At 72.8% G+C, this 22,060-nt stretch carries 15 protein-coding genes; 11 read left to right on the top strand and 4 right to left on the bottom strand.

Annotation, left to right across the window (positions count from 1 at the left end; all coding sequences use genetic code 11):
* Positions 1-144 precede the first annotated feature (144 nt).
* The 6 genes from AC0KTA_RS07930 (at position 145) to AC0KTA_RS07905 (ending at position 8,657) form a co-directional block, all read left to right on the top strand.
* Entirely contained in the window at positions 145-408 is a 264-nt protein-coding gene (locus tag AC0KTA_RS07930; protein ID WP_481056349.1) for a DUF5133 domain-containing protein, read from the top strand.
* A gap of 57 nt (positions 409-465) precedes the next feature.
* Positions 466-2,538 carry a maltotransferase domain-containing protein gene (locus AC0KTA_RS07925; RefSeq protein ID WP_481054402.1) on the top strand — a complete coding sequence of 691 codons (2,073 nt, stop codon included), beginning with the start codon at positions 466-468 and terminating at the stop codon, positions 2,536-2,538.
* Entirely contained in the window at positions 2,535-4,265 is a 1,731-nt protein-coding gene (treS, locus tag AC0KTA_RS07920; RefSeq protein WP_481054401.1) for a maltose alpha-D-glucosyltransferase, read from the top strand. Before AC0KTA_RS07925 ends, treS begins: the two co-directional genes overlap by 4 nt.
* 30 nt (positions 4,266-4,295) lie before the next feature.
* Positions 4,296-5,636, top strand: a complete 1,341-nt coding sequence (locus AC0KTA_RS07915) for a maltokinase N-terminal cap-like domain-containing protein (RefSeq protein WP_481054400.1) — start codon at positions 4,296-4,298, stop codon at positions 5,634-5,636.
* A gap of 81 nt (positions 5,637-5,717) precedes the next feature.
* Positions 5,718-7,967 (top strand): 1,4-alpha-glucan branching enzyme, encoded by a 2,250-nt coding sequence (gene glgB, locus AC0KTA_RS07910; RefSeq protein ID WP_481054399.1) that lies wholly within the window; start codon positions 5,718-5,720, stop codon positions 7,965-7,967.
* A gap of 129 nt (positions 7,968-8,096) precedes the next feature.
* The gene (locus AC0KTA_RS07905) at positions 8,097-8,657 is read left to right on the top strand and encodes an FHA domain-containing protein (RefSeq protein ID WP_481054398.1); all 561 of its coding nucleotides are present in this window, start codon (positions 8,097-8,099) and stop codon (positions 8,655-8,657) included.
* A 244-nt stretch (positions 8,658-8,901) separates the two neighbouring features.
* Here AC0KTA_RS07905 and AC0KTA_RS07900 read toward each other — a convergent pair whose 3' ends face one another.
* Positions 8,902-10,152, bottom strand: a complete 1,251-nt coding sequence (locus tag AC0KTA_RS07900) for a M14 family zinc carboxypeptidase (protein WP_481054397.1) — start codon at positions 10,150-10,152, stop codon at positions 8,902-8,904.
* A gap of 174 nt (positions 10,153-10,326) precedes the next feature.
* Positions 10,327-12,840, bottom strand: coding sequence for a malto-oligosyltrehalose synthase (gene treY / locus AC0KTA_RS07895; protein WP_481054396.1), 2,514 nt, complete (start codon positions 12,838-12,840; stop codon positions 10,327-10,329).
* An 81-nt stretch (positions 12,841-12,921) separates the two neighbouring features.
* On the opposite strand from treY, the gene AC0KTA_RS07890 reads away from it, so the two are divergent.
* Positions 12,922-14,226, top strand: a complete 1,305-nt coding sequence (locus AC0KTA_RS07890) for an MFS transporter (RefSeq protein WP_481054395.1) — start codon at positions 12,922-12,924, stop codon at positions 14,224-14,226.
* On the opposite strand, the gene glgX is transcribed toward AC0KTA_RS07890, so the two are convergent.
* On the bottom strand, positions 14,180-16,288 hold the full coding sequence (glgX, locus tag AC0KTA_RS07885) for a glycogen debranching protein GlgX (protein WP_481054394.1): 2,109 nt from the start codon (positions 16,286-16,288) through the stop codon (positions 14,180-14,182). The genes AC0KTA_RS07890 and glgX overlap by 47 nt on opposite strands.
* A gap of 161 nt (positions 16,289-16,449) precedes the next feature.
* Between glgX and AC0KTA_RS07880 the strand changes: the two genes are divergently transcribed.
* From AC0KTA_RS07880 to AC0KTA_RS07865, 4 genes are all read left to right on the top strand, one after another.
* Complete coding sequence (locus tag AC0KTA_RS07880) at positions 16,450-17,247, top strand: Tat pathway signal sequence domain protein (protein WP_481054393.1); 798 nt, start codon at positions 16,450-16,452, stop codon at positions 17,245-17,247.
* Between the two features lie 52 nt (positions 17,248-17,299).
* Positions 17,300-18,631: a copper amine oxidase gene (locus AC0KTA_RS07875; protein WP_481054392.1), complete on the top strand. Its 1,332-nt coding sequence runs from the start codon at positions 17,300-17,302 to the stop codon at positions 18,629-18,631.
* A gap of 104 nt (positions 18,632-18,735) precedes the next feature.
* On the top strand, positions 18,736-19,977 hold the full coding sequence (locus AC0KTA_RS07870) for an SAV2148 family HEPN domain-containing protein (protein ID WP_481054391.1): 1,242 nt from the start codon (positions 18,736-18,738) through the stop codon (positions 19,975-19,977).
* A 134-nt stretch (positions 19,978-20,111) separates the two neighbouring features.
* Positions 20,112-20,837: an exonuclease domain-containing protein gene (locus AC0KTA_RS07865; RefSeq protein ID WP_481054390.1), complete on the top strand. Its 726-nt coding sequence runs from the start codon at positions 20,112-20,114 to the stop codon at positions 20,835-20,837.
* A 266-nt stretch (positions 20,838-21,103) separates the two neighbouring features.
* Here AC0KTA_RS07865 and AC0KTA_RS07860 read toward each other — a convergent pair whose 3' ends face one another.
* On the bottom strand, positions 21,104-21,979 hold the full coding sequence (locus AC0KTA_RS07860) for a phosphotransferase enzyme family protein (RefSeq protein ID WP_481054389.1): 876 nt from the start codon (positions 21,977-21,979) through the stop codon (positions 21,104-21,106).
* Positions 21,980-22,060: the final 81 nt, after the last annotated feature.

Genomic DNA, 22,060 nt, shown 5'->3' with positions numbered 1-22,060 from the left:
ACAGGACGCTGCGTGGTCGACCGTGCACCATGAGTCGGGAAGGTCGACCAGCGTTTGAGGCGTCGGTTCGGCCGAGCGCGCAGAGGTTTCGCACCACCCGGGTGCGCCGCGCGCTTCCGGAAGAACGAGAAGGTGACCAGCGTGGTGCTGTTGCCTGCAAAATCCGAGGTCGCCCGGCAGCTGGACCAATACCGGGCCTGGGAACGGCAGTTGGTCGCCGACCCCGCCGACCAGGTCGTACGCACGCACTTCGAGAACGCCGCGTACACCCTGTGCGTGCTGATGGGCGAGTGCACGCCGCGGGCCGCCGCCGACGCGGCCGAGCGCTACCTGCGCCCGCGCACCACCCGCAGGCCGCGGCCCGCCCCACGCCCTTCGCGGCCGACCCGCGACCCCCAGGGCCACTGAGCGGGACGCGACTCCCGCCGGAGTCCCGCCCACCCGAAAGCGGTGGAGGAGAGACCGATGACCTCAGCTACGGAGACGGGCTCCGACACTGGCCCGATACCCGGCCTGCCCGGCACACCCGGCGCACCCAGCCTGCCCGGCGTACCCGGCATCCCCGTCCTGGACGTCTGCCCGGTCGTCGACCGCGGCCGGCGCCCGGCGAAGGCGGTTCCCGGCGAGACCTTCCAGGTCACGGCCACGGTCTTCGGCGAGGGGCACGGGGCGGTCGGCGCCAACGTCGTGCTGCTCGGCCCCGGCGGCCGGGGCGGGCCGTGGACGCCGATGCGTGAGCTGTCGCCGGGGAGCGACCGGTGGGGCGCCCCGGTCACGCCGGACGCGGAGGGGCGCTGGACGTACGCCGTGGAGGCCTGGGCGGACCCCGTGACGGAGTGGCGCCGCGCCGCCGAGATCAAGATTCCGGCCGGCCTGGACACGGGACTGATGCTCGAGGAGGGCGGGCTGCTCTACGAGCGCGCGGCATCCGCTGCGCCGGACGGAGCGGCACGGCAGATCCTGCGGGCGGCCGCGGAGGCGCTGCAGGACGAGCTGAGGTCCCCGGCCGCCCGGCTTGCGGCCGCGCTGACGCCCGAGGTGGACGCGGTGCTCGCGCGGTACCCCCTGCGCGAGCGGGTCTCGCGCTCGGACGCCTTCCCGCTGCTCGTGGAGCGCAGGCGGGCGCTGTTCGGGTCCTGGTACGAGTTCTTTCCGCGGTCGGAGGGCGCGGTGGTGCGCGAGGGCGCGCCGCCGGTCTCCGGCACGTTCCGCACGGCGGCCAGGCGGCTGCCTGCGATCGCGGACATGGGCTTCGACGTCGTGTATCTGCCGCCGATCCATCCCATCGGCACGACCTTCCGCAAGGGTCCCAACAACGCCCTGTCGGCGGGGCCGCACGACGTGGGCGTGCCGTGGGCGATCGGCTCGCCCGAGGGCGGCCACGACGCCGTGCACCCCGACCTGGGCACGCTGGAGGACTTCGACGCGTTCGTGCGCGAGGCGGAGCGCCTGGGCATGGAGGTGGCCCTGGACTTCGCCCTCCAGTGCTCCCCGGACCACCCGTGGGTGGACAAGCATCCGGACTGGTTCGCGCACCGGGCGGACGGCTCGATTGCGTACGCGGAGAACCCGCCGAAGAAGTACCAGGACATCTACCCCCTGGCCTTCGACCGGGACCTGCCGGGTCTGGTGGCGGAGACGATCCGGCTGCTGCGGTTCTGGATGGGCCACGGCGTGCGCGTCTTCCGCGTCGACAACCCCCACACCAAACCCGTCGCCTTCTGGGACCGGGTGATCGCGGAGGTCACCGCGGCCGACCCGAACGTACTCTTCCTGGCCGAGGCCTTCACCAGGCCCCCGATCATGCGAGCCCTGGCCCAAGCCGGATTCCAGCAGTCGTACACGTACTTCACCTGGCGCAACACCAAGGATGAACTCACCGACTATCTACGGGAGTTGTCCACCGAGACAGCGCACTACCTCCGCCCCAACCTGTTCGTGAACACGCCGGACATCCTGTCCGGATACCTCCAGGAGGGCGGGCGACCGGCGTTCGCGGTGCGTGCCGTGCTCGCCGCCACCCTCGCGCCGAGCTGGGGCATGTACGCCGGGTTCGAGCTGTGCGAGAACACCCCGGTCGGCGCGGGCAGCGAGGAGTACCTGGACTCGGAGAAGTACCAACTGCGCCCGCGCGACTGGGCGGCTGCCGAGCGCGAGGGCCGCACCCTCGCGCCGCTCATCACCAAGCTCAACGGGATCAGGCGCGGCCACCGGGCCCTTCAGCAGCTCAGGAACCTGCGCTTCCACCACGCCGACAACGACGAGGTCGTCGTCTACAGCAAGCGCGCGGGCCGGGACACGGTCCTGGTGGTCGTGAACCTCGATCCGCACCACGTCCAAGAGGCCACGGTGACCTTGGACATGGAGCGGCTCGGGCTCGGCCCGCACGAGTCGGTGCCGGTGCGAGATGAGCTGACCGGCGAGACCTATCACTGGGGCAGGTCCAACTACGTGCGCCTCGATCCGGGCCGGGCGCCCGCGCACGTGCTGGTCCTGCGACCGTCCTCACCGCTGATCGGAGGGTCACCCACACCATGATCTTCAACGAGCCCGTCCAGGACACCTTCGAGGACACCCCCGCCCGGGACCGCGACCCCGACTGGTTCAAACGCGCCGTCTTCTACGAAGTCCTGGTGCGTTCCTTCCAGGACAGCAACGGCGACGGCATCGGCGACCTCAAGGGCCTGACCGCCAAACTGGACTACCTGCAATGGCTCGGCGTGGACTGCCTGTGGCTGCCGCCCTTCTTCAAATCCCCGCTGCGCGACGGCGGCTACGACGTGTCCGACTACACCGCCGTGCTGCCCGAGTTCGGCGACCTCGCCGACTTCGTGGAGTTCGTCGACTCCGCGCACCAGCGCGGCATGCGCGTGATCATCGACTTCGTCATGAACCACACCAGCGACCAGCACCCCTGGTTCCAGGCATCGCGCGCCGACCCCCACGGCCCCTACGGCGACTACTACGTATGGGCCGACGACGACAAGCAATACAGCGACGCCCGCATCATCTTCGTCGACACCGAAGCCTCCAACTGGACCTTCGACCCCGTCCGCAAGCAGTACTACTGGCACCGCTTCTTCTCCCACCAGCCGGATCTGAATTACGAGAACCCGGCGGTCCAGGAAGAAGTCCTTGCCGCTCTGCGGTTCTGGCTGGACCTGGGCGTCGACGGTTACCGCCTGGACGCCGTGCCGTATCTGTACGCGGAGGAGGGCACGAACTGCGAGAACCTCCCGGCCTCGCACGCTTTTCTCAAGCGGGTGCGGGCGGAGGTCGACGCGCACTATCCCGATACCGTGCTCCTGGCGGAAGCCAATCAATGGCCCGAGGACGTCGTCGACTATTTCGGCGACTTCGCCGAGGGTGGCGATGAATGCCACATGGCCTTCCACTTCCCTGTCATGCCTCGCATCTTCATGGCCGTGAGGCGGGAGTCGCGCTACCCGGTCTCGGAAGTCCTCGCCAAGACCCCGGCCATTCCGTCGGGCTGCCAGTGGGGCATCTTCCTGCGCAATCACGACGAGCTCACCCTGGAGATGGTCACCGACGAAGAACGCGACTACATGTACGCGGAGTACGCCAAGGACCCGCGCATGCGCGCCAACATCGGCATCCGCCGCCGCCTGGCGTCGTTGTTGGACAACGACCGCAAGCAGATCGAACTCTTCACCGCCCTGCTGCTCTCCCTGCCGGGCTCGCCGATCCTCTACTACGGCGACGAGATCGGCATGGGCGACAACATCTGGCTCGGCGACCGCGACGCCGTACGCACCCCCATGCAATGGACCCCCGACCGCAACGCGGGCTTCTCCTCCTGCGACCCGGGCCGCCTCTACCTGCCCGTCATCATGGACCCGGTCTACGGCTACCAGGTCACCAACGTAGAGGCCTCCATGTCCTCGCCGTCGTCCTTGCTGCACTGGACCCGGCGGATGATCGAGATCCGCAAGCAGAACCCCGCCTTCGGCCTCGGCTCCTACACCGAACTCCCCTCCTCCAACCCCGCCGTACTCGCCTTCCTCCGCGAACTCGGCGACGACCTGGTCCTGTGCGTCCACAACTTCTCCCGCTTCGCCCAGCCCACCGAACTCGACCTCCGCACCTTCAACGGCCGCCACCCCGTCGAACTCATCGGCGGCGTCCGCTTCCCCGCCATCGGCGAACTGCCCTACCTGCTGACCCTCGCGGGCCACGGCTTCTACTGGTTCCGGCTGCGCGACGACCTCCGTCCGCGCCGCCCGGCCCTCCCCGCGCCCCTGTGAAGGAATGTGTCGCATGAAGGGATGTGTCGCATGCTGAAGACCGCACCTCATCCGCAGGGCAGCCTCAGCCCTCCACTGCTGCTGACGTCCCTGTCCGGGCTGCTGCGGGAGTGGCTGCCGCAGCAGCGCTGGTTCGCGGGCAAGGGCTGGCCGCTCACCGAGTTGTCCGTGGTGTCGATGACCGAGCTGCACCCGGGATGCCTGCACCTGCTGCTGCGCACCGGGCACGCAGGATCGCCCGAGCACTGCTACCAGCTGATCCTCGGCGTGCGCGAGGAACTCCCGGCCCGGCTCCACCACGCCGCGATCGGCCGGCCCAGCGGGGGCCCGCTCGCGGGACTCAGCGTGTACGACGCCCTCCGGGACCCCCGCTCCGCGGGGCTGCTCCTGGAACGCCTCCGGGTCCCCGGCGCGGCCGGACCGCTGCGCTTCGCGCGCGACGCGCGGACCGTGGTGCCCGCCGGGCTCGCGCCCCGGCTCCTCGACGGCGAGCAGTCCAACACCTCGCTGGTGTACGGGGATTCCTTCATCCTGAAGCTGTTCCGCCGCATCCAGTACGGCACCAACCCGGACCTGGAGGTCCCGCGGGCCCTGGCCGGCGAGGGCTGCGCCCGCGTCCCCGCCCCCGTGGCCTGGTTCTGGACCACCGAACCGCACGGGACGACACTCGGCGTGCTCCAGCCGTTCCTGCGCGAGGCGACGGACGGCTGGACCCTGGCGCTGCGATCCCTCGCCACGGGCGAGGACTTCACCGACGAGTCGTACGAACTGGGGCGCGCCACCGCCGAAGTGCACGTGGCGCTGGCCCAGGTCTTCGCGCCGGGCCCGCCGGACCGGCGCGGCGACGGCCGGCTCGCCGCCGCGATGACCGGCCGCCTGGAGGCCGCGGCCCGGCAGGTACCGGCGCTCGTTCCGTACGTGTCCCGGCTGCGGGCCGCGTACGACGCCGTCGCGGTGAACGGCCTGGACCGGCCCGCCCAGCGCATCCACGGCGACCTGCACCTGGGCCAGGTCCTTCGGGCCGGGGACCAGTGGTTCGTCATCGACTTCGAGGGCGAACCGGCCCGCCCGCTCGCCGAACGGCGCCGGGTCCAGGCCCCCGTGCGCGATGTCGCGGGCATGCTCCGCTCCTTCGACTACGCGGCGCACGCCCGGCGCCCCTGGCGGCCCGAGTGGGCGCTGCACTGCCGGGACGCCTACTGCGCGGGCTACGCCGCCGAGGCGGCGTGGGACCCGCGCGAGGAGGCCGCGCTCCTGCGCGCCCACGAGACGGACCGCGCCGTGTACGAGGCGCTGTACGAGGCCAGACACCGGCCCGACTGGCTGCCCGTGCCGATGGCGGCGATCGCCCGCCTCGCGGCGGGCCCCTGAGCGGCCGAGACGGACTCCACTCCCCGCTTCACCCCCCATCCGGCCCGTCCGGCCCACCCGGCCAGAGGAGAGCTGAATTTCGTGGTCACCGTCGATACGTCCGCTCTTGATCCCGCGGCCACCCTCCGCAGCCCCCCTCTTGGCGCGGAGGACCGGCGGCGCCTCCTGTCGGGCACGCACCACGACCCGCACGCCCTGCTCGGCGCGCATCCGGTGCCCGGCGGTGTGGCGTTCCTGGTCCTGCGCCCGTACGCGCAGGCCGTGACGCTCGTCGTCGAAGGACGGGACGTGCGCCTCGACGACGTGGGGGACGGCTTGTTCGCGGGCGTGCTGCCGCTCGCGTCGGTCCCCGCGTACACACTGCGCGTGACCTACGACGGCCGGGACACCGAACTCCAGGACCCCTACCGCTTCCTGCCCGCCCTGGGCGAACTCGACCTGCACCTGATCGGCGAGGGACGGCACGAGGAGCTGTGGACGGCGCTGGGGGCCCACCCGATGACCCACCAGGGCGTCGACGGCACACGCTTCACGGTGTGGGCGCCCAACGCCAGGGGTGTCCGGGTGTGCGGCGACTTCTGCCACTGGGACGGGGCCGCCTACCCCATGCGGTCCCTGGGGTCGACCGGGGTCTGGGAGCTGTTCGTCCCCGGGCTCGGCGAGGGCGCCCTCTACAAGTTCGACATCGCCCGCCCCGACGGCACGCACACCCTGCGCGCCGACCCGATGGCCCGCCGGACCGAGGCGCCGCCCGCCACCGCGTCCGTCGTCGACGCCTCGCACCACGAGTGGGGGGACGAGGAGTGGATGCGGCGGCGCGGTGACGTACCCGTGCACGAGGCGCCCTTCTCCGTGTACGAGGTGCACCTCGCGTCGTGGCGGCCCGGTCTCACATACCGGCAGCTCGCCGAGCAACTCCCTTCGTACGTAGCCGACTTGGGCTTCACGCACGTGGAGCTGATGCCCGTCGCCGAGCACCCCTTCGGCGGCTCCTGGGGCTACCAGGTCACCGGCTTCTACGCGCCCACCGCCCGCCTCGGCACCCCCGACGACTTCAAATGCCTCGTCGACGCCCTGCACCAGGCGGGCATCGGCGTGATCGTCGACTGGGTCCCGGCCCACTTCCCCAAGGACGACTGGGCGTTGGCGGCGTTCGACGGCGAACACCTCTACGAGCCGAGCGACCCGCGGCGAGCCGAGCACCCCGACTGGGGAACCCTCACCTTCGACTACGGGCGGAAGGAAGTACGCAACTTCCTTGTCTCCAACGCCAGTTACTGGTGCGAGGAGTTCCACATCGACGGGCTGCGCGTGGACGCCGTCGCTTCCATGCTCTACCTCGACTACTCCCGCGAGGACGGGCAGTGGTCGCCCAACGCGCACGGCGGCCGGGAGAACCTGGACGCCGTCTCCTTCCTCCAGGAGATGAACGCCACCGTGTACCGGCGCTGCCCCGGAGTCGTCACCATCGCCGAGGAGTCGACCGCGTGGGACGGAGTCACCCGGGCCACCCATCTCACCGGCTCCGGAGGCTCCGGAGGCTCCGGCGGTTTCGGGGGGCTCGGCTTCGGGCTGAAGTGGAACATGGGCTGGTCGCACGACTCCCTGGAGTACATCCGGCACGAACCCGTGCACCGCCAGTACCACCACGGCGAGCTGACCTTCGCCATGGTCTACGCCTACAGCGAGAACTATCTGCTGCCGCTCTCCCACGACGAGGTCGTGCACGGCAAGGGGGCGCTGGTCTCGAAGATGCCCGGCGACTGGTGGCAGCGGCGCGCCAACCACCGCGCCTACCTGGGCTTCATGTGGGCCCACCCCGGCAAGCAACTCCTCTTCATGGGCCAGGAGTTCGCGCAGGGAGCCGAGTGGTCGCAGGAACACGGCCTCGACTGGTGGCTCCTGGGCGACTCCTACCCCGCCAAGGGCGACCACGAGGGTGTGCGGCGGCTGGTGCGGGACCTCAACCACGAGTACCGGGCCGCCCCCGCCCTCTGGGAGCAGGACACGGCACCGGCCGGATTCTCCTGGATCACGGCGGACGCCGCGCAGGACAACGTCCTCGCGTTCCTGCGCTTCGCCAAGGACGGCACGCCGCTGCTCGCGGTGTCCCACTTCTCGCCGGTGGTCCGCCGCGACTACCAGCTCGCGGTGCCGGGGGCCGTCGGCGCCTGGCGGGAGATCCTCAACACCGACGCGGCCCGCTACGGCGGCGGCGACGTCCGGAACCCCGGCCCGCTGAAGCCCGAGCCGGACGCGGCCCAGGACGGCCCGGACCGCCTGCGCCTGACGCTGCCTCCGCTGGCCACGGTGTGGCTGCGCCCCGAATGAGCACGGCGTGAGCGAGGGGTGCGCTCGGGGTGAGCCCGGGGGCGCGCTAAGGGTGAGCCCGGGGCGGGCCCGGGGGGGGAGCTCGGCGTTTTCTGGACACCCGGCCCGACCTGGCCGACAATTGCGGGCGTGACCTCGCCTTCTTCGCCGTCCTCCGAGTTCGACACGAACGCGGCACGGCTCACCGACGCCGAGCGCGAGCGGGCCCTGGCGGTGCTCAGAGAGGGCGCGGCACTCGGCCGCCTCTCCCACGACACGTTCGTACGCCGCATGGAGCTCGCCCTCGCGGCCCGGCGGCGGGACGAACTGGCCGCGCTCACCGCCGACCTGCGCACGGAGAGCCGCTGGTCGCGGATGGTGCTCGGGACGGTCGGTGCGGTCTCCGGGTTCACGGTCAAGCTGCGCAGGGCCTGGCAGTCCGAGCGGCTGCCGAAGCTGCTGCTCCCCGCGCCCGGCACGTATCCGCTGCGCATCGGCCGCGACCCGGCCAACGGCCTGCGGCTCAGCCACGACACCGTCTCGCGCGTGCACGCCGAGCTGAGCCTGCAGGGCGGCATGTGGGTGCTGCGCGACCTCGGCTCGACCAACGGCACGTCGGTGAACGGCCGCAGAGTCATCGGAGCGGCCGTGGTCCAGGCCGGCGACCAGGTGTCCTTCGGACAGGTGGCGTTCTGCCTGGCGGCGGCCTGAGCGAGGCCCTGCGGGCGGCCTGGGCGAGGTTCCGCGGGCGGCTTGAGCGAGGCCCCTGCGGGCGGTGAGCCGGGCCCTGCAGGCGGCGTGAATCCGGCCCCGTAAGGCGTCGTTGCACCGCTGCCGCTGCCGCTGCCGCTGCCGCTGCCGCTGCCGCTGCCGCTGCCGCTGCCGCTGCCGGTGGGCGGCTTGAGCCCGGCCCCGTGAAGCGTCGTAGCACCGCAGCCCAGGCAGCCGCCACCGCTCAGCGCAGCGCCCCGCGCGCGTGCCGGGCCGCCGCCACCGCCGTGCCCGCCTGGTGTTCCACCTGGTGCTCCAGCGGCACCCAGCGCGCCTCGAACCGTTCGGCGAACTCCTCGCTCCACCGCGTCACCAGGCGGTCGAGCCGCGGCGCCGCCCGGTCGTCCGCGTCGTCGAGCACCCGCAGCAGCATCGCCGCCGCCCGCAGCGGCAGCCGGCGGCCGAAGGCGTCCACGCTCCCGATGTACGCCATCGACGTGCCCGCGGGCGGCAGCCGCTCCCAGTCGTCGGCGAGCCCCGGCACCAGGTCGAGCGCCCACTCGGCCGCCCGCAGCAGCGGCCCGTGGGCGCGCGGCAGCCTGGGCAGCGCGTCCTCGAGCACGTCCTGGACCAGCCGCGCGTCGTGCCGCAGCCGGGCCGCGAAGGACCGCATCGCCGTCCCCGGAGCGGGGTGCGCGGCGACGTCGCCCACCGTGTCGCTCGCCCACATCGGCACCTCCACGATGGCGGTCGTGCCGCCGTGGCGGTGCGCGTGGTGCCACGTCGTGTGCCGGGCGTCCTCCGGCAGGCTCGGGTACGCCGCCGCCGACCCCGGCCCCGGCAGCACGTGCACGCCGGGCCCGGACACCGGCCACCCGGCCGCGTCCGAGGCGCCCGTCTCCACCGGAATGCCGTGCCGCGCCGCCGACTTGGCGAACGGCTCGGCGAGCCCCGGGATGTCCCGGGTGAGCTGCACCCAGCTGCCGCCCAGGTCGGTGCAGTGCAGGGACACCTGCAGGTAGGGCCGCAGCTCGTCGATGACGCCGGTCAGGGCGCGGGTCTCGGGCGGCAGCCGGTCCGGCGGCAGCACCGACGGCGACCACTCGGGCTGCTCGGGGCCCGCCGGGCGGAAGAAGTGCCGGTGGTAGTCGAGCAGGGTGCGCGGCGCCGGGGTGCGGTGCAGGCTCGCGCCGTCCGGGTCCGCGCACAGCAGGAAGTGCCAGGAGGTGTCGTCCCGCAGCCGCGGGTCGAGCAATGACCGCTCGGCGAGCGCGAGGAGGGTGGAGCCGCCGGTGGGCTCGTTGGCGTGGGCACCCGCGACCACGAGCACCGCGCGCGGGGAGTGGCCCACGGACAGCAGATGGAGGGGCCGGCCCGCGCGCGAGGTGCCGACCCGCCGCAGCGTGCTCAGCTCCGGACGGTGGGCCGCAAGCTCCCGAGCCGTCAGAAAGAGTTCGGGAACAGAGGGATAGCGGTTTTCCGCCAGTTGACTCACCCCCGCCCGGTCGCCCACTGACGCAATCCGCAGTACGCCACGCGACGGTTCAGGTGTCAAGCACTCCGGACCCGAGCTCCCCAGGGCCCGCGCAAAGAACGCACCGGTCCACCGCGCCGGGTCCGGCCCGGCCCCTCCCGCCGGTCGTCTCAGACCCGCTACAGCCCGGTCGTCTCAGACCCGCTCCAGGAGCACCACCGGCAGCTCCGCGAACAGCTCCGCCACGCGCGTGTGCCCGCTGAACTTCCGCCCCGGGGTGAGCAGATCGGTCCAGGCGCCGTCGGGCAGGCCGAGCCCGGTGTCGGCCCAGCCGCCCGCGTCCGCGAGCCGCAGCGAAAGCCGTGTCACGACCACCACCACGCTCCCGGAGCGGGCGTAGGCGAGACAGTGCCCGGCCCCCGGCCCCACGGCCGCCAGTGGCTCGTACTGGCCCGCGCCACCGAATAGTTCCGGCCGTCGCGCCCGCAGCCCCAGCGCCGCCACCGTCACCGCCAGCTTCTCGTCGGAGAGGTCCCAGGAGCCCCGGCGCCCGGCAAGACCCTCCAGCAACTCCGGCTCGAAGGACACCGGGTGCCGGTTGTCCGGGTCGACCAGGGCGCGGTACTCGCGTTCCGTGCCCTGATAGAGGTCGGGCACCCCGGGCATCGTCAGGTGCAGCAGCGCGCCGCCCAGCACGTTCGCGCGGACGTGCGGCGCGAGCTCCGCGGCGAACTCCACCACCCTGTGCAGCGGCGGACCGCACGGCCCGGCCTGAAGGAACGCCGTCACCGCCGTCTCGTACGCCTCGTCGCGCTCCGTCCAGCTCGTGTGCAGGCCGGCCTCCCGCACGTGCTTCAACAGCGCGCCCTGGACGCGCTGTTCGTAGGGCCCGGCCTCCGCGGCGGCCCGCGCGGACAGCGCGGCCGGCGCGAGTCCCACCGCCGTCTGCCAGGCCGCCCACTCCAGTTGGGGATCGGGCGCCCGCCGCCCGCCCGCAAGCGCGGTCTGCCGGGTCACCTCGGCGAGCAGCCCCGTCCACCGCGCGGGCGCCTGCGCGAGCACGCCGATGCCCGCCCGCACATCGGCGCTGCGCTTGGTGTCGTGCGTCGTCAGGACGGTCCCCGTGTACGGCCAGTCGCGCTGCACGCGCGCGCAGTACGCGTGGAACTCCGCCACGTCCACGGCCGGCCTGCCGGGCGAACCGCCCACCTCCGCGGCCGACAGGAGCGGCGCGTGCCGGTAGAACGCCGTGTCCTCCACCGACTTGGCGCGCAGCGCGGCGGCCGTCTGCCCGAACCGCGCCCGGAACGCCGCCCGCGCCCGCACCGCCTCCGGCGCCCCGAAGCCCTCCCGCGCCCCGTCGCCGCCCGGCGGCCTGCCGAGCAGCAGGTCCCGCACCGTGTCCACCGCCTCGGCCTCCGCGCGGACCGCGAACGCCGCCTTCGCCTCCTCGGCGGCCCCGGCCGTCAGGACCGTCTCGGGAGCGGCGCCCCCGGTGGCGTACGGACGGTAGACCTCCAGGCGCACGAGCAGCTCCCGCAGCGCCGTCCGCAGCGCCCACGGCGCGTGGTCGCGCAGGGCCGGGTCCGCCGCGCACAGCGCGTCCGCCTCGCGCGTGAGCCGGTCCACCTCGGCCGCCAGCTCGTGCGTGACCACCTTGTACGCGGCGCGCCGCAGCGTCGCGGCCCAGTCGCCGCCGCGGTCGGCGGGCGGGGCCGCGAACCTGCGGAACTGCGCCAGGAGCTCGTCCGCGCCCGCCTCGTCGGTGAGCACCCCGTCGACGTGCCGGAGCGCGTCGTAGCCGGTGGTGCCCGCCACGGGCCAGGCCGCGGGCAGCCGCTCGCCGTCGGCCAGGATCTTCTCGACGGCCGTCCAGCGCCCGCCCGTCGCCTCGTGCAGCCGCTGGAGATACGCCCCGGGGTCGGCCAGGCCGTCGGGATGGTCGACGCGCAGGCCCTCCACCACGCCCTCGTCGAGCAGCCGCAGGACCGTGGCGTGCGTCGCGTCGAACACCTCCGGATCCTCCACGCGTACGGCGATGAGGTCCGAAATGGTGAAGAAACGGCGGTAGTTGATCTCCGTGCGGGCCAGCCGCCACCAGGCCAGGCGGTACCACTGGGCGTCGAGCAGGCGCGGCAGCGGCAACTCCTCGGTGCCTTCGCGCAGTGGGAACACCTGGTCGTGGTAGCGCAGCGCCCCGTCCTCGACCCGCAGCCGCGCCAGCTCGCCGCCGAGCCGGTTCCCGAGCACCGGAAGGAGCACCTTGCCGCCGCCCGCCTCCCAGTCGATGTCGAACCAGCGCGCATAGGAGGAGTGCGGTCCCTCGCGCAGGACCTCCCACAGGGCCCGGTTGTGGCGCGGCGCCGCGGCCATGTGGTTCGGCACGATGTCCACGACCAGGCCGAGCCCGGCCGCGTGCGCCGTGTCCGCGAGCGCCCTGAGCCCGTCCTCGCCGCCCAGCTCCGCGCGTACGCGCGCGTGGTCCACGACGTCGTACCCGTGCGTCGATCCGGGCACCGCCTCCAGGACCGGCGACAGGTGCAGATGCGAGACGCCGAGCGACGCGAGGTACGGCACGGCGCGCGCGGCGGCCGCGAAGGGGAAGTCCGGCTGGAGCTGGAGCCGGTAGGTGGCGGTGGGCGGCGGCGGAACCACGGGGGCGGGGCGTTCGGGGGTGGGGCGCACGGGGGCGGGGCGCTGGGGCGTCATGCGAAAGTACGTACCCGCCCGGCCGCCTTTCGTGTCATCGACGCATGCGTGTCGCGGCGGGCCCGCCGATAGCGTCCAACGATGGCTGACGAGGAACGGAACACCGGTGTGCGGGCCACCCTGGACGCGTACCGGCAGGTGGTCGCGCTCACCGGAACGGCCCTGCCGGTGGTGTCGTTCCTGGGGCGGCTGCCCGTCGCGGTGATCCAGTTCGGCAGCGTGCTCCTGGTGAGCAGGACCAGCGGGTCGATCGCGACCGGCGGCGCCGTCGCGTGCGCGCTGGCCCTCGGCCAGGTGACCGCGGGCCCCTTCGTCGGCCGGCTCGCGGACCGGCGCGGCCAGCGGCCCGTGGTCCTCGCGTTCGCGGCGCTCAACGCCCTCGCCGTCGCCGCGTACACACTCGGCGCGCTCCTGGACCTGCCCACCCCCGCGCTGCTCCTCCTGGGCGCTCTCGCGGGCGCCAGCGTGCCCGGCATCGGCCCGCTCGCCCGCGCCCGCGTGGTGCGCCTGGCCCGGCGCCGGGGCGCGGACGGCCGTCTCGTCGGCACCGCGCTGTCCCTGGAGTCCACGATGGACGAGCTGTCCTTCGTGCTCGGCCCCGCCCTCGTGGGCCTCGCCGCCCTCGCGGGCCATCCGGCGTACGCGTTCGCCGTCGCGGCCCTCCTGGTCGCGGTCTGCGGCACGGGCTTCGCGCTGCACCCGACCGCACGGGCGGCACAGCCGGCCGCGGCGGCCGTCCCCCGCGCGCGGGGCGCGCGTCCGCGCCTGCCGCGCGAGGTGTACGTCGTCCGCACGGGCCTGGTCTTCCTCGGTGTGCTGCTCGGCGCCTGCGGGGCCGGGATCACCGCGCTCACCGAGGAACTCGGGGCGGAGGGCCAGGCGGGCCTGGTCTACGCCGCGATGGGCGTCATGAGCGCGGCCGCGGGCCTCGCGATGGCCGCGCTGCCGGACCGCTTCGGGCTCAACGCCCGCTGGCGCGCCGCCACGGCCGCCGCCGCGCTGCTCTCCCTGCCGCTGGTGTGGACGCACAGCATGGCGGCCCTGTACGCCGTCGTGACGGTCTTCGGCGCCGTCTACGCCCCGAACCTCATCACCGGCTTCGCGCTCACCGAGCGCGCCGTTCCGCAGGCGCGGCTCGCCGAGGGCATGACCTTCGCGGCGAGCGCCTTCGTGGGCGGCCAGGCCGTCACGCTCGCCGTGGCAGGACGCCTCGCCGAGACCCACGGGGCGGCCGCCGCGTTCGCCCTCGGCAGCGCGGCCGCAGCGGTGGCCTTCGCCGTGGCGGTGATCGCCCGCCCGGGGACGTACGACGGCGGGGCGCCGCGGGCGCCCCGCCGGATCACGCAGGGCGCTGCAACACCGTCAGGCTCCGGTCGAGGAGGGTGAGCCGCTCGCCGGCCCGCACCTTCGAACCCGTCCCGGGCGGCACCCCGTCCTCCCGCACGGTGTCCACCACCACCTGCCACCGCGCCCCCTGATTGACCGGCACCACGAAGTCCAGGGGCTCGGCGGAGGCGTTGAACATCAGCAGGAACGAGTCGTCGGTGATCCGCTCGCCGCGCTCGCCGGGCTCGGAGATCGCGTTGCCGTTGAGGAACACCGTCAGGGCCCGAGCCTGCGCCGCGTCCCAGTCGTCCTGCGTCATCTCCTCGCCCTCCGGCGTGAACCAGGAGATGTCCGACAGCTCGTCGTGCGTGCCCTCGACCGGCCGGCCGTGGAAGAACCGGCGCCTGCGGAACACCGGGTGGTCGCGGCGCAGCCACGCCATCGCGCGCGTAAACGCGAGCAGCGTGGTCTCGCCGTCGGGCCAGCGCACCCAGGCGACCTCGTTGTCCTGGCAGTAGGCGTTGTTGTTGCCGCCCTGCGTGCGCGCGAACTCGTCGCCGTGGCTGAACATCGGCACGCCCTGGGACAGCATCAGCGTCGCGATGAAGTTGCGGATCTGCCGGGCGCGCAGCGCGAGGACGTCCGCGTCGTCGCTCTCGCCCTCGACGCCGCAGTTCCAGGAGCGGTTGTGGCTCTCGCCGTCCCGGTTGCCCTCGCCGTTGGCCTCGTTGTGCTTGGTGTTGTATGCGACCAGGTCGTGCAGCGTGAAGCCGTCGTGGCAGGTGACGAAGTTGATCGACGCGAGCGGCCGCCGCCCGTCGCCCTGGTACAGGTCGGAGGAGCCCGTGAGCCGGGACGCGAACTCCGCGAGCGTGCGCGGCTCGCCGCGCCACAGGTCCCGCACCGTGTCGCGGTACTTGCCGTTCCACTCCGTCCACAGCGGCGGGAAGTTGCCCACCTGGTAGCCGCCCTCGCCGACGTCCCACGGCTCGGCGATCAGCTTGACCTGGCTCACCACCGGGTCCTGCTGCACCAGGTCGAAGAACGAGGAGAGCCGGTCCACCTCGTGGAACTGCCGCGCGAGCGTCGCGGCGAGGTCGAAGCGGAAGCCGTCGACGTGCATCTCGGTGACCCAGTGCCGCAGCGAGTCCATGATCAGCTGGAGGACGTGCGGATTGCGCATCAGAAGCGAATTGCCGGTCCCCGTGGTGTCCATGTAGTAGCGCGGGTCGTCGGTGAGGCGGTAGTACGAGGCGTTGTCCAGGCCCCTGAAGGACAGCGTCGGGCCCAGGTGGTTGCCCTCCGCCGTGTGGTTGTAGACCACGTCCAGGATCACCTCGATGCCGGCCGCGTGCAGCGCCCGCACCGCCGACTTGAACTCCAGGACCTGCTCGCCCCGGTCGCCCCAGGAGGCGTAGGCGTTGTGGGGCGCGAAGAAGCCGATGGTGTTGTAGCCCCAGTAGTTGTTCAGGCCCATGTCGACGAGCCGGTGGTCGTTCACGAACTGGTGGACCGGCATCAGCTCCAGGGCCGTGACGCCCAGCTGCGTCAGATGCTCGATGACCGCGGGGTGCGCGAGCCCCGCGTAGGTGCCCCGCAGCTCCTCGGGCAGCTCGGGGTGCAGCATCGTGAGGCCCTTGACGTGCGCTTCGTAGATGACGGTTTCGTTGTACGGGGTGCGCGGCGGGCGGTCGTCGCCCCAGTCGAAGTACGGATTGACCACCACGGACGCCATCATGTGCGGCGCCGAGTCCAGGTCGTTGCGCTTGTCCGGGGACCCGAAGTGGTAGCCGTACACCTCCTCGCCCCAGTCCACGGCGCCGCTCACCGCCTGCGCGTACGGGTCCAGGAGCAGCTTCGCCGAGTTGAGCCGCAGCCCGCGCGCGGGGCTGTACGGGCCGTGCGCGCGAAAGCCGTACCGCTGGCCCGGCATCACGCCGGGCAGGTAGGCGTGGCGCACGAACGCGTCGGACTCGCGCAGCTCGACGGCGGTCTCCGAGCCGTCGTCGTGCAGCAGACACAGCTCGACTCGGTCGGCGGCCTCGGAGAAGACCGCGAAATTCGTGCCGGCGCCGTCGTACGCGGCGCCGAGGGGATACGCCTGCCCAGGCCAGACCTGCATGCCTATGACTCTTCCACGATCGCCCGCCGGTCATGGCCGGAGTTGGCCCAGAGTCTGCTCGAAAGTGGGGCAACCGCAAGGGAGTTGAGACCGTCTAACGGTCTGACCACATACTCGACATGCCCATAAAAAGGGCTGATACGGGGAGTTAGGGGGAGGATGTGCGCAAGCTAGTCAGACGTCACCTGGGCAAGGTGGTGGCAGGCGGCGCCCTGGCCGTGGCCGCGACCGCGGCCCTGCTGGCCGTCACACTGCCCGAGCAGGCAGGCGCGGACGATTCCGGCGACCGGAGCACGACGGCGGGCTCGGCCCGCCAGGACGCCGTGGGGAGGGAAGGCGTCGTCGAGGCGGCGCCGGAAGAGGGTGAGAAGGGCATCGGCAGCGACCCGCTGACCGACGCCGAGACCGAGCGGGCCCAGAAGGCGGCCCTGAACAGCAACGGCCTGCGCTCCAGCGCGCGGGACGTCGAGGGGGACCGGGGGCCCCAGCGACTGTCCACGAACCTGGCGGAGAGCGAGCCGGGCGAGAGCGGCGCCGACGCGCCGCGCCGCGCCCAGGTCGTGTACTACGACTACAAGAAGGACACCGTCGTCACCAAGACGGTCAACCTGGAGTCCGGCAAGGTCGAGTCGACGGAGCGGGCCCAGAACGTCCAGCCGCCGCCCGGCAGGGAAGAGCTCACCGAGGCCGCGCAGCTGCTCATCGCCGACGAGCACGGCAAGGGCCTCAAGCAGGACTTCAAGAAGGCCACGGGCAAGGACCTGTCCGGGCCCGGGGAGCTGGAGCTGAGCGGCTTCGTCTTCCGCAAGGAGACGATCAAGAGCGTGCCGTCCGACCTCACCGAGTGCGGCAAGCACCGCTGCCTCCAGGTCGTGGCGAAGGTCAAGAACGGGCCGTGGATCGACACCAGGGCCTTCGTCGTCGACCTCAGCGCACGCACCGTAGGCCGCCTCGGCTGACCGCCCCGCAGGGCACCCGCACTCTTCCTCCTCCAGAAGGAGCCACTTTCGTATGCACGTCTCGCACGGCAAGAGACTCACGCGCGCCCGCAAGGCGGTCGGTTCGGCCCTCGCGGTGACCGCGCTCCTGGGCGCCGCCATATCGGCGGCGGGCCCCGCGTCGGCCGCCGACAAGGCCGCTCCCAAGGCCCCGGCGGCACCCGCGGCCGACTGCAGCGCCGCCTACCAGATCGAGCAGACCCTCGACGGCGGCACGACCTGGCGCATGTGCTGGCACTACAACACCTACTCCGGGCTCATCCTCGACAAGATCAGCTACCAGCCCAAGGGCGAGCCCAAGCCCATCCCGGTCCTCACCAGCGCCCGGCTCGCCCAGGTGCACGTCCCCTACGACGACGGCGAGGCCGAGTTCGACGACGTCACGGGCACGGACTTCGGCATGGCCCTGCAGAAGCTGAAGACCAGCGAGTGTCCGGGCGGCACCATCAAGACCGTCAAGGTGCCCGACCGGGGCGACGTCTCCGGTCTGTGCGTCACCACGCGCGCGCGTGGGCACGCGTACCGCCTCAACAACGACGCGAGCACCGGCGGCACCGGCAAGGTCTACACCGGCCAGGGCCGGGACCTGCTCGTCTACACCGTCAACAAGGCGTCCTGGTACGAGTACATCACCGAGTGGCGCTTCTCCTCGGACGGCACCGTCAGCTCCAACGTGGGCGCGACCGGCAGCCTCTCGCCGTACGACTTCGACGGCGGCGACGGCCGCGGCTGGCCCATCGGCAAGGGCGACCAGGCCAAGGCCGAGAGCCACTCCCACAACGTCTTCTGGCGGATGAACTTCGGCCTGGACGGCTCCCCGAAGGCCAAGGTCGAGCAGTACGACTCCAAGGTCACCCCGCCCACCGGCGGCGGCAGCCCCACCACGAAGACCACCCGCACCCCGGTCACCAAGGAACTCGCGGGCGACCGCAAGGACATGCGGTGGTGGCGCGTGGTGTCCACGGCGGGCAAGAACAAGGACGGCCACCCCCGTTCGTACGAGATCGTCCCCGGCGCCAGCCAGAAGCACGCCGGACGGCCCTACACCAAGCGCGACGTGTTCTTCACCGAGTACAAGAAGTGCGAGCAGTACGCGAGCAACAACCCGTCCTGCGGCAACGGCGTGCCCACCAGCGTCGACAAATGGGTGAACGGCCAGACCCTCAAGCACCCCATCACCTGGGTGAACATCGGCTTCCACCACATCGCGCGGGACGAGGACCAGCAGCCCATGCCGGTCCACTGGCAGGGCTTCTCGCTGGCCCCGCGCGACGTCACCGCTATGAGCCCGCTCACTCCCGGTGATCTGGCGGGACAGAACGGACGTCCGCCGAACGGCAGTTGAGAAACGACCCTGTCCATCCGGCTGCACCGCCCGCCGCTCCCGGAGTACCCTTCCTTGATCGTTGACCGGGGGAGTGTCCGGGGGGAGCGGAAGGCGGTGCGTGGGTGAGCTCGGGTGGGCGGGAACTGCCCCCTGGTGACGAGAGTCGCGAGGAGGGCTCCGCCAATGTCCCGCCGACGGCCGTGTCCTTGGCACGGCCGGTGGACACGGGATCCCAGATCGGCCCCGAGCTGGACTGGGGGCCCGACGCCTGGCGTGAGGTGCGTACGCGCGCCCAGCGGGCCGGGCGGGCCTACATCTGGCTGAACCTCGTGGAACAGCGGCTGCGCGCGGTCGTGGCCGCTGTTCTGCGCCCCGTCTACGAACCCGTCCACGCCGACGACTGGGTGGTCGCCGCGGCCGGACCGGCCGGGCAGGAGTGGGTGCAGCGGGCGGTCGCCGTACGCGAGGTGAGCCGCCGCAAGGGCTATCTGCTGGACCCCGCGGACGACAACGTCCTGAGCTTCCTCACGCTCCCGCAGCTGCGGGAGCTGATGGTCCAGCACTGGCCGTGCTTCGAGCCCTACGTGGACGACCGGCGCGAGGTCGAACTCGCCCTGGACGAGCTGGAGGTCACCCGCAATGTGGTCTCCCGCAACCGCGCCCTGTCCCCGACGGTCCTGGCCCAGGCCGAACGCGCCTCGGCCCGCCTCCTGGAGATCCTCGGCGCGGGCTCCGACACGCCCTCCGCGCGGCGGCTGCCCGTCGACGCCGTCGAGGAACTGGTCGGCGACCGGTACGCGGACGTGGTGGGCGTGCACGCCGACCGGGTGCGGCTGCTCCGCCAGTTCCCCGCCGAGGACCTGTTCGGCGATGCCCGGCGCGTCGACGCCATCGGCATCGGCCTGAACCTGCTGGTCCAGAACTTCTCCGGGCGGCGCCTGGTGCGCCTCGCCGAGTCCGGCTGCCGGGTGCGGCTGCTGTTCCTGAACCCCGCGAGCAGCGCCGTCAAGCGGCGCGAACGCGAACTGAGCCTGAAGCGGGGCGAGCTGAGCCGCGCCGTCGAGACGAACATTCTGCACATGCGGCGGGTGCGGGCCCGGCTGCGGGACCCCGGGGCCTTCGAGATCCAGGTCTTCGACGAGACGCCGCGCTTCACGGCCTACATGGTCGACGGGGACGGAGCGGACGGCATCGCGGTCGTCCAGTCGTACCTCCGCCGGACGCGCGGCATGGAGGCACCGGTGCTCGTGCTGCGCGGCGGCGGCCGGGTGGTGAAATCGGGCGACCACGGCGAACACGGACTCTTCGCGACGTACCGGGAGGAGTTCGAGACGGCGTGGGCGGACTCGCGGCCGGTGTCGTGACGTGGCCGGCCGGGGCGGGTCGGGGCGGGCCGGAGCGGGCCGGGGCGACAAACGGAATCCGGCCATCTGATTGTCAGTGGCGCATGGGATCGTGGTGGTCATTGGGGGAAAGCACCACGACGAAGGGGGCGGCCATGGGCTGGCACCGGGAGCTGCTGATCGGCTTCGACCTGGAGACGACGGGCACGGATCCGCGTGAGGCGCGCATCGTCACCGGGGCGGTGATCGAGGTCAGGGCCGGGCAGGAGCTGGGCCGCCGCGAGTGGCTCGCGGACCCGGGGGTCCCGATCCCCGAGGACGCGGTGGCCGTGCACGGCATCACGAACGAGCGGGCCGCCGCCGAGGGCAGGCCCGGCGCGGAGGTCGCCGACGCGCTGGCGGGCGTCCTGGTGTCCTACTGGCAGGCGGGCGTCCCGGTCGTGGCGTACAACGCCGCGTTCGACCTGAGCCTGCTCTCCGCCGAGCTGCGCCGGCACGGGCTGCCCTCTCTGCGCGAGCGCCTCGGCGGCGCGGAGCCCGCCCCCGTCATCGACCCGTACACCATCGACCGCTCCGTCGACCGCTATCGCCGCGGCAAGCGCAACCTCGAAGCGGTCTGCACCGAGTACGGCGTGGTCCTGGAGTCGGCCCACGACGCGTCCTCCGACGCCCTGGCCGCCGCCCACCTCGCCTGCGCGATAGCCACCCGCCACACCAAGGTCGCCGACCTCGGCGCGGCCGAACTGCACCGCCGACAGGTGGAGTGGTACGCGGAGTGGGCGGCCGACTTCCAGCAGTTCCTGCGCAGGAAGGGCGACGCGTCCGCCGTGGTGGACGGGACTTGGCCCCTGCGGGAGGACGACGTGGCGGCGGGGGTGTAGTTCTCGCGGGGTGCGCCCCGCTGCGTCCATGAGCGCGCTCCGCGCGCGATCGCCGCTTCGCGGCTCGTCCTCAAGCGCCGGACGGGCTTATCCCGCCCGCCCGCCCTTACTACCTGCCGGAACAGTCGGTCGGCGGGATTTCAGCCCGTCCGGCGTTTGAGGACGAGCGCGGCAGCGCGATGAAAGGGCGGGTGGGTGGGGGATATAGCCCCTCCGGCGTTTGAGGAGCGGGGGTTCGGGGGCGGAGCCCCCGTGGCGGGAGGCGGTCAGAACGGGCGCCACCGCACCGCGGTGTCCCCGTCCCGAAGGGACGCCACGCGGCGGCGAAACTCGGCCAACGCCGCAGGGTTGCCCGGCGCATGCTGGGCAACCCACGCGCAACTCGCCGTCTCCCGCGCCCCGCGCAACACGGCACACCCCTCCCACTCCCGCACATCCCACCCGTACACCCGGGTGAACTCGTCGTAGGCGTCGGCCCCGAGCCCGTACCGGTCCCGGGAGAGCGCCATGACCACGAGGTCGTGCTCCCGCAGATCGGAGGAGAACGTCTCCAGGTCCACCAGGACGGGCCCGTCGGGACCCACCAGGACATTGCGCGGCAGCGCGTCACCGTGGATCGGCCCCGGGGCCAGCCGCGGCACGAGCGAGGCGGCCGCCGCGGCGAACCCGTCGCGCCGCTCCCGCAGATAGTCGGCGTCCTCCACGTCGATCGCGTCCCCGGCGAGCCGCAGCCACCGCTCGACCCCGCCGAGCAGTTCGCGCCGGGGCAGCTCGAAGGAAGGAGACGGCAGCGCGTGCACCAGGCGCAGCAGCGCGGCCAGGTCCCCCGCGCCCGCGGGCCGCACGGCCGCGGGCAGCCGGTGCCAGAGCGTCACCGGGTGCCCGGAGACGAGCCGGGGCCCGGGCTCGGCGGCCCGCACGGCCGGCACCCCGGAGTCCCGCAGCCACGCGGCGACGGCGAGTTCGCGCCGCGCCCGGTCGAGCAGTTCCGGCGCGTCCCGGCCGACCTTCACGACGAGGTCGCCCACGGCGAACACCGCGTTCTCGCCGAGCGCGAGCAACTCGGCACGGTCCACGCCGCCCGCGCCGCCCGCCGCGACACCCGCCGCGTCCAGGACGCCCCGCGCCCTCGCCTCGTCCATCCGTTGCCTCCCGCACCCTGTGCCTCACCCCGCGGCCGATGGTGTCCGGCCGCCGCGCAAGTCTCGCATTCGTACAGGCCA

This window comes from Streptomyces sp. Y309 (assembly GCF_056712025.1).
Note: the sequence above shows the minus strand (reverse complement) of the source record. Positions and strands in the feature narration are given on the sequence as shown.

Excerpts from the sequence above, each read along its gene's own strand:
- treY (WP_481054396.1), bottom strand. The coding sequence starts at position 12,840 with ATGACGCCCCAGCGCCCCGCCCCCGTGCGCCCCACCCCCGAACGCCCC.
- AC0KTA_RS07890 (WP_481054395.1), top strand. The coding sequence starts at position 12,922 with ATGGCTGACGAGGAACGGAACACCGGTGTGCGGGCCACCCTGGACGCG.
- AC0KTA_RS07865 (WP_481054390.1), top strand. The coding sequence starts at position 20,112 with ATGGGCTGGCACCGGGAGCTGCTGATCGGCTTCGACCTGGAGACGACG.
- AC0KTA_RS07915 (WP_481054400.1), top strand. The coding sequence starts at position 4,296 with ATGCTGAAGACCGCACCTCATCCGCAGGGCAGCCTCAGCCCTCCACTG.
- treS (WP_481054401.1), top strand. The coding sequence starts at position 2,535 with ATGATCTTCAACGAGCCCGTCCAGGACACCTTCGAGGACACCCCCGCC.
- AC0KTA_RS07925 (WP_481054402.1), top strand. The coding sequence starts at position 466 with ATGACCTCAGCTACGGAGACGGGCTCCGACACTGGCCCGATACCCGGC.
- glgX (WP_481054394.1), bottom strand. The coding sequence starts at position 16,288 with ATGCAGGTCTGGCCTGGGCAGGCGTATCCCCTCGGCGCCGCGTACGAC.
- AC0KTA_RS07860 (WP_481054389.1), bottom strand. The coding sequence starts at position 21,979 with ATGGACGAGGCGAGGGCGCGGGGCGTCCTGGACGCGGCGGGTGTCGCG.
- AC0KTA_RS07875 (WP_481054392.1), top strand. The coding sequence starts at position 17,300 with ATGCACGTCTCGCACGGCAAGAGACTCACGCGCGCCCGCAAGGCGGTC.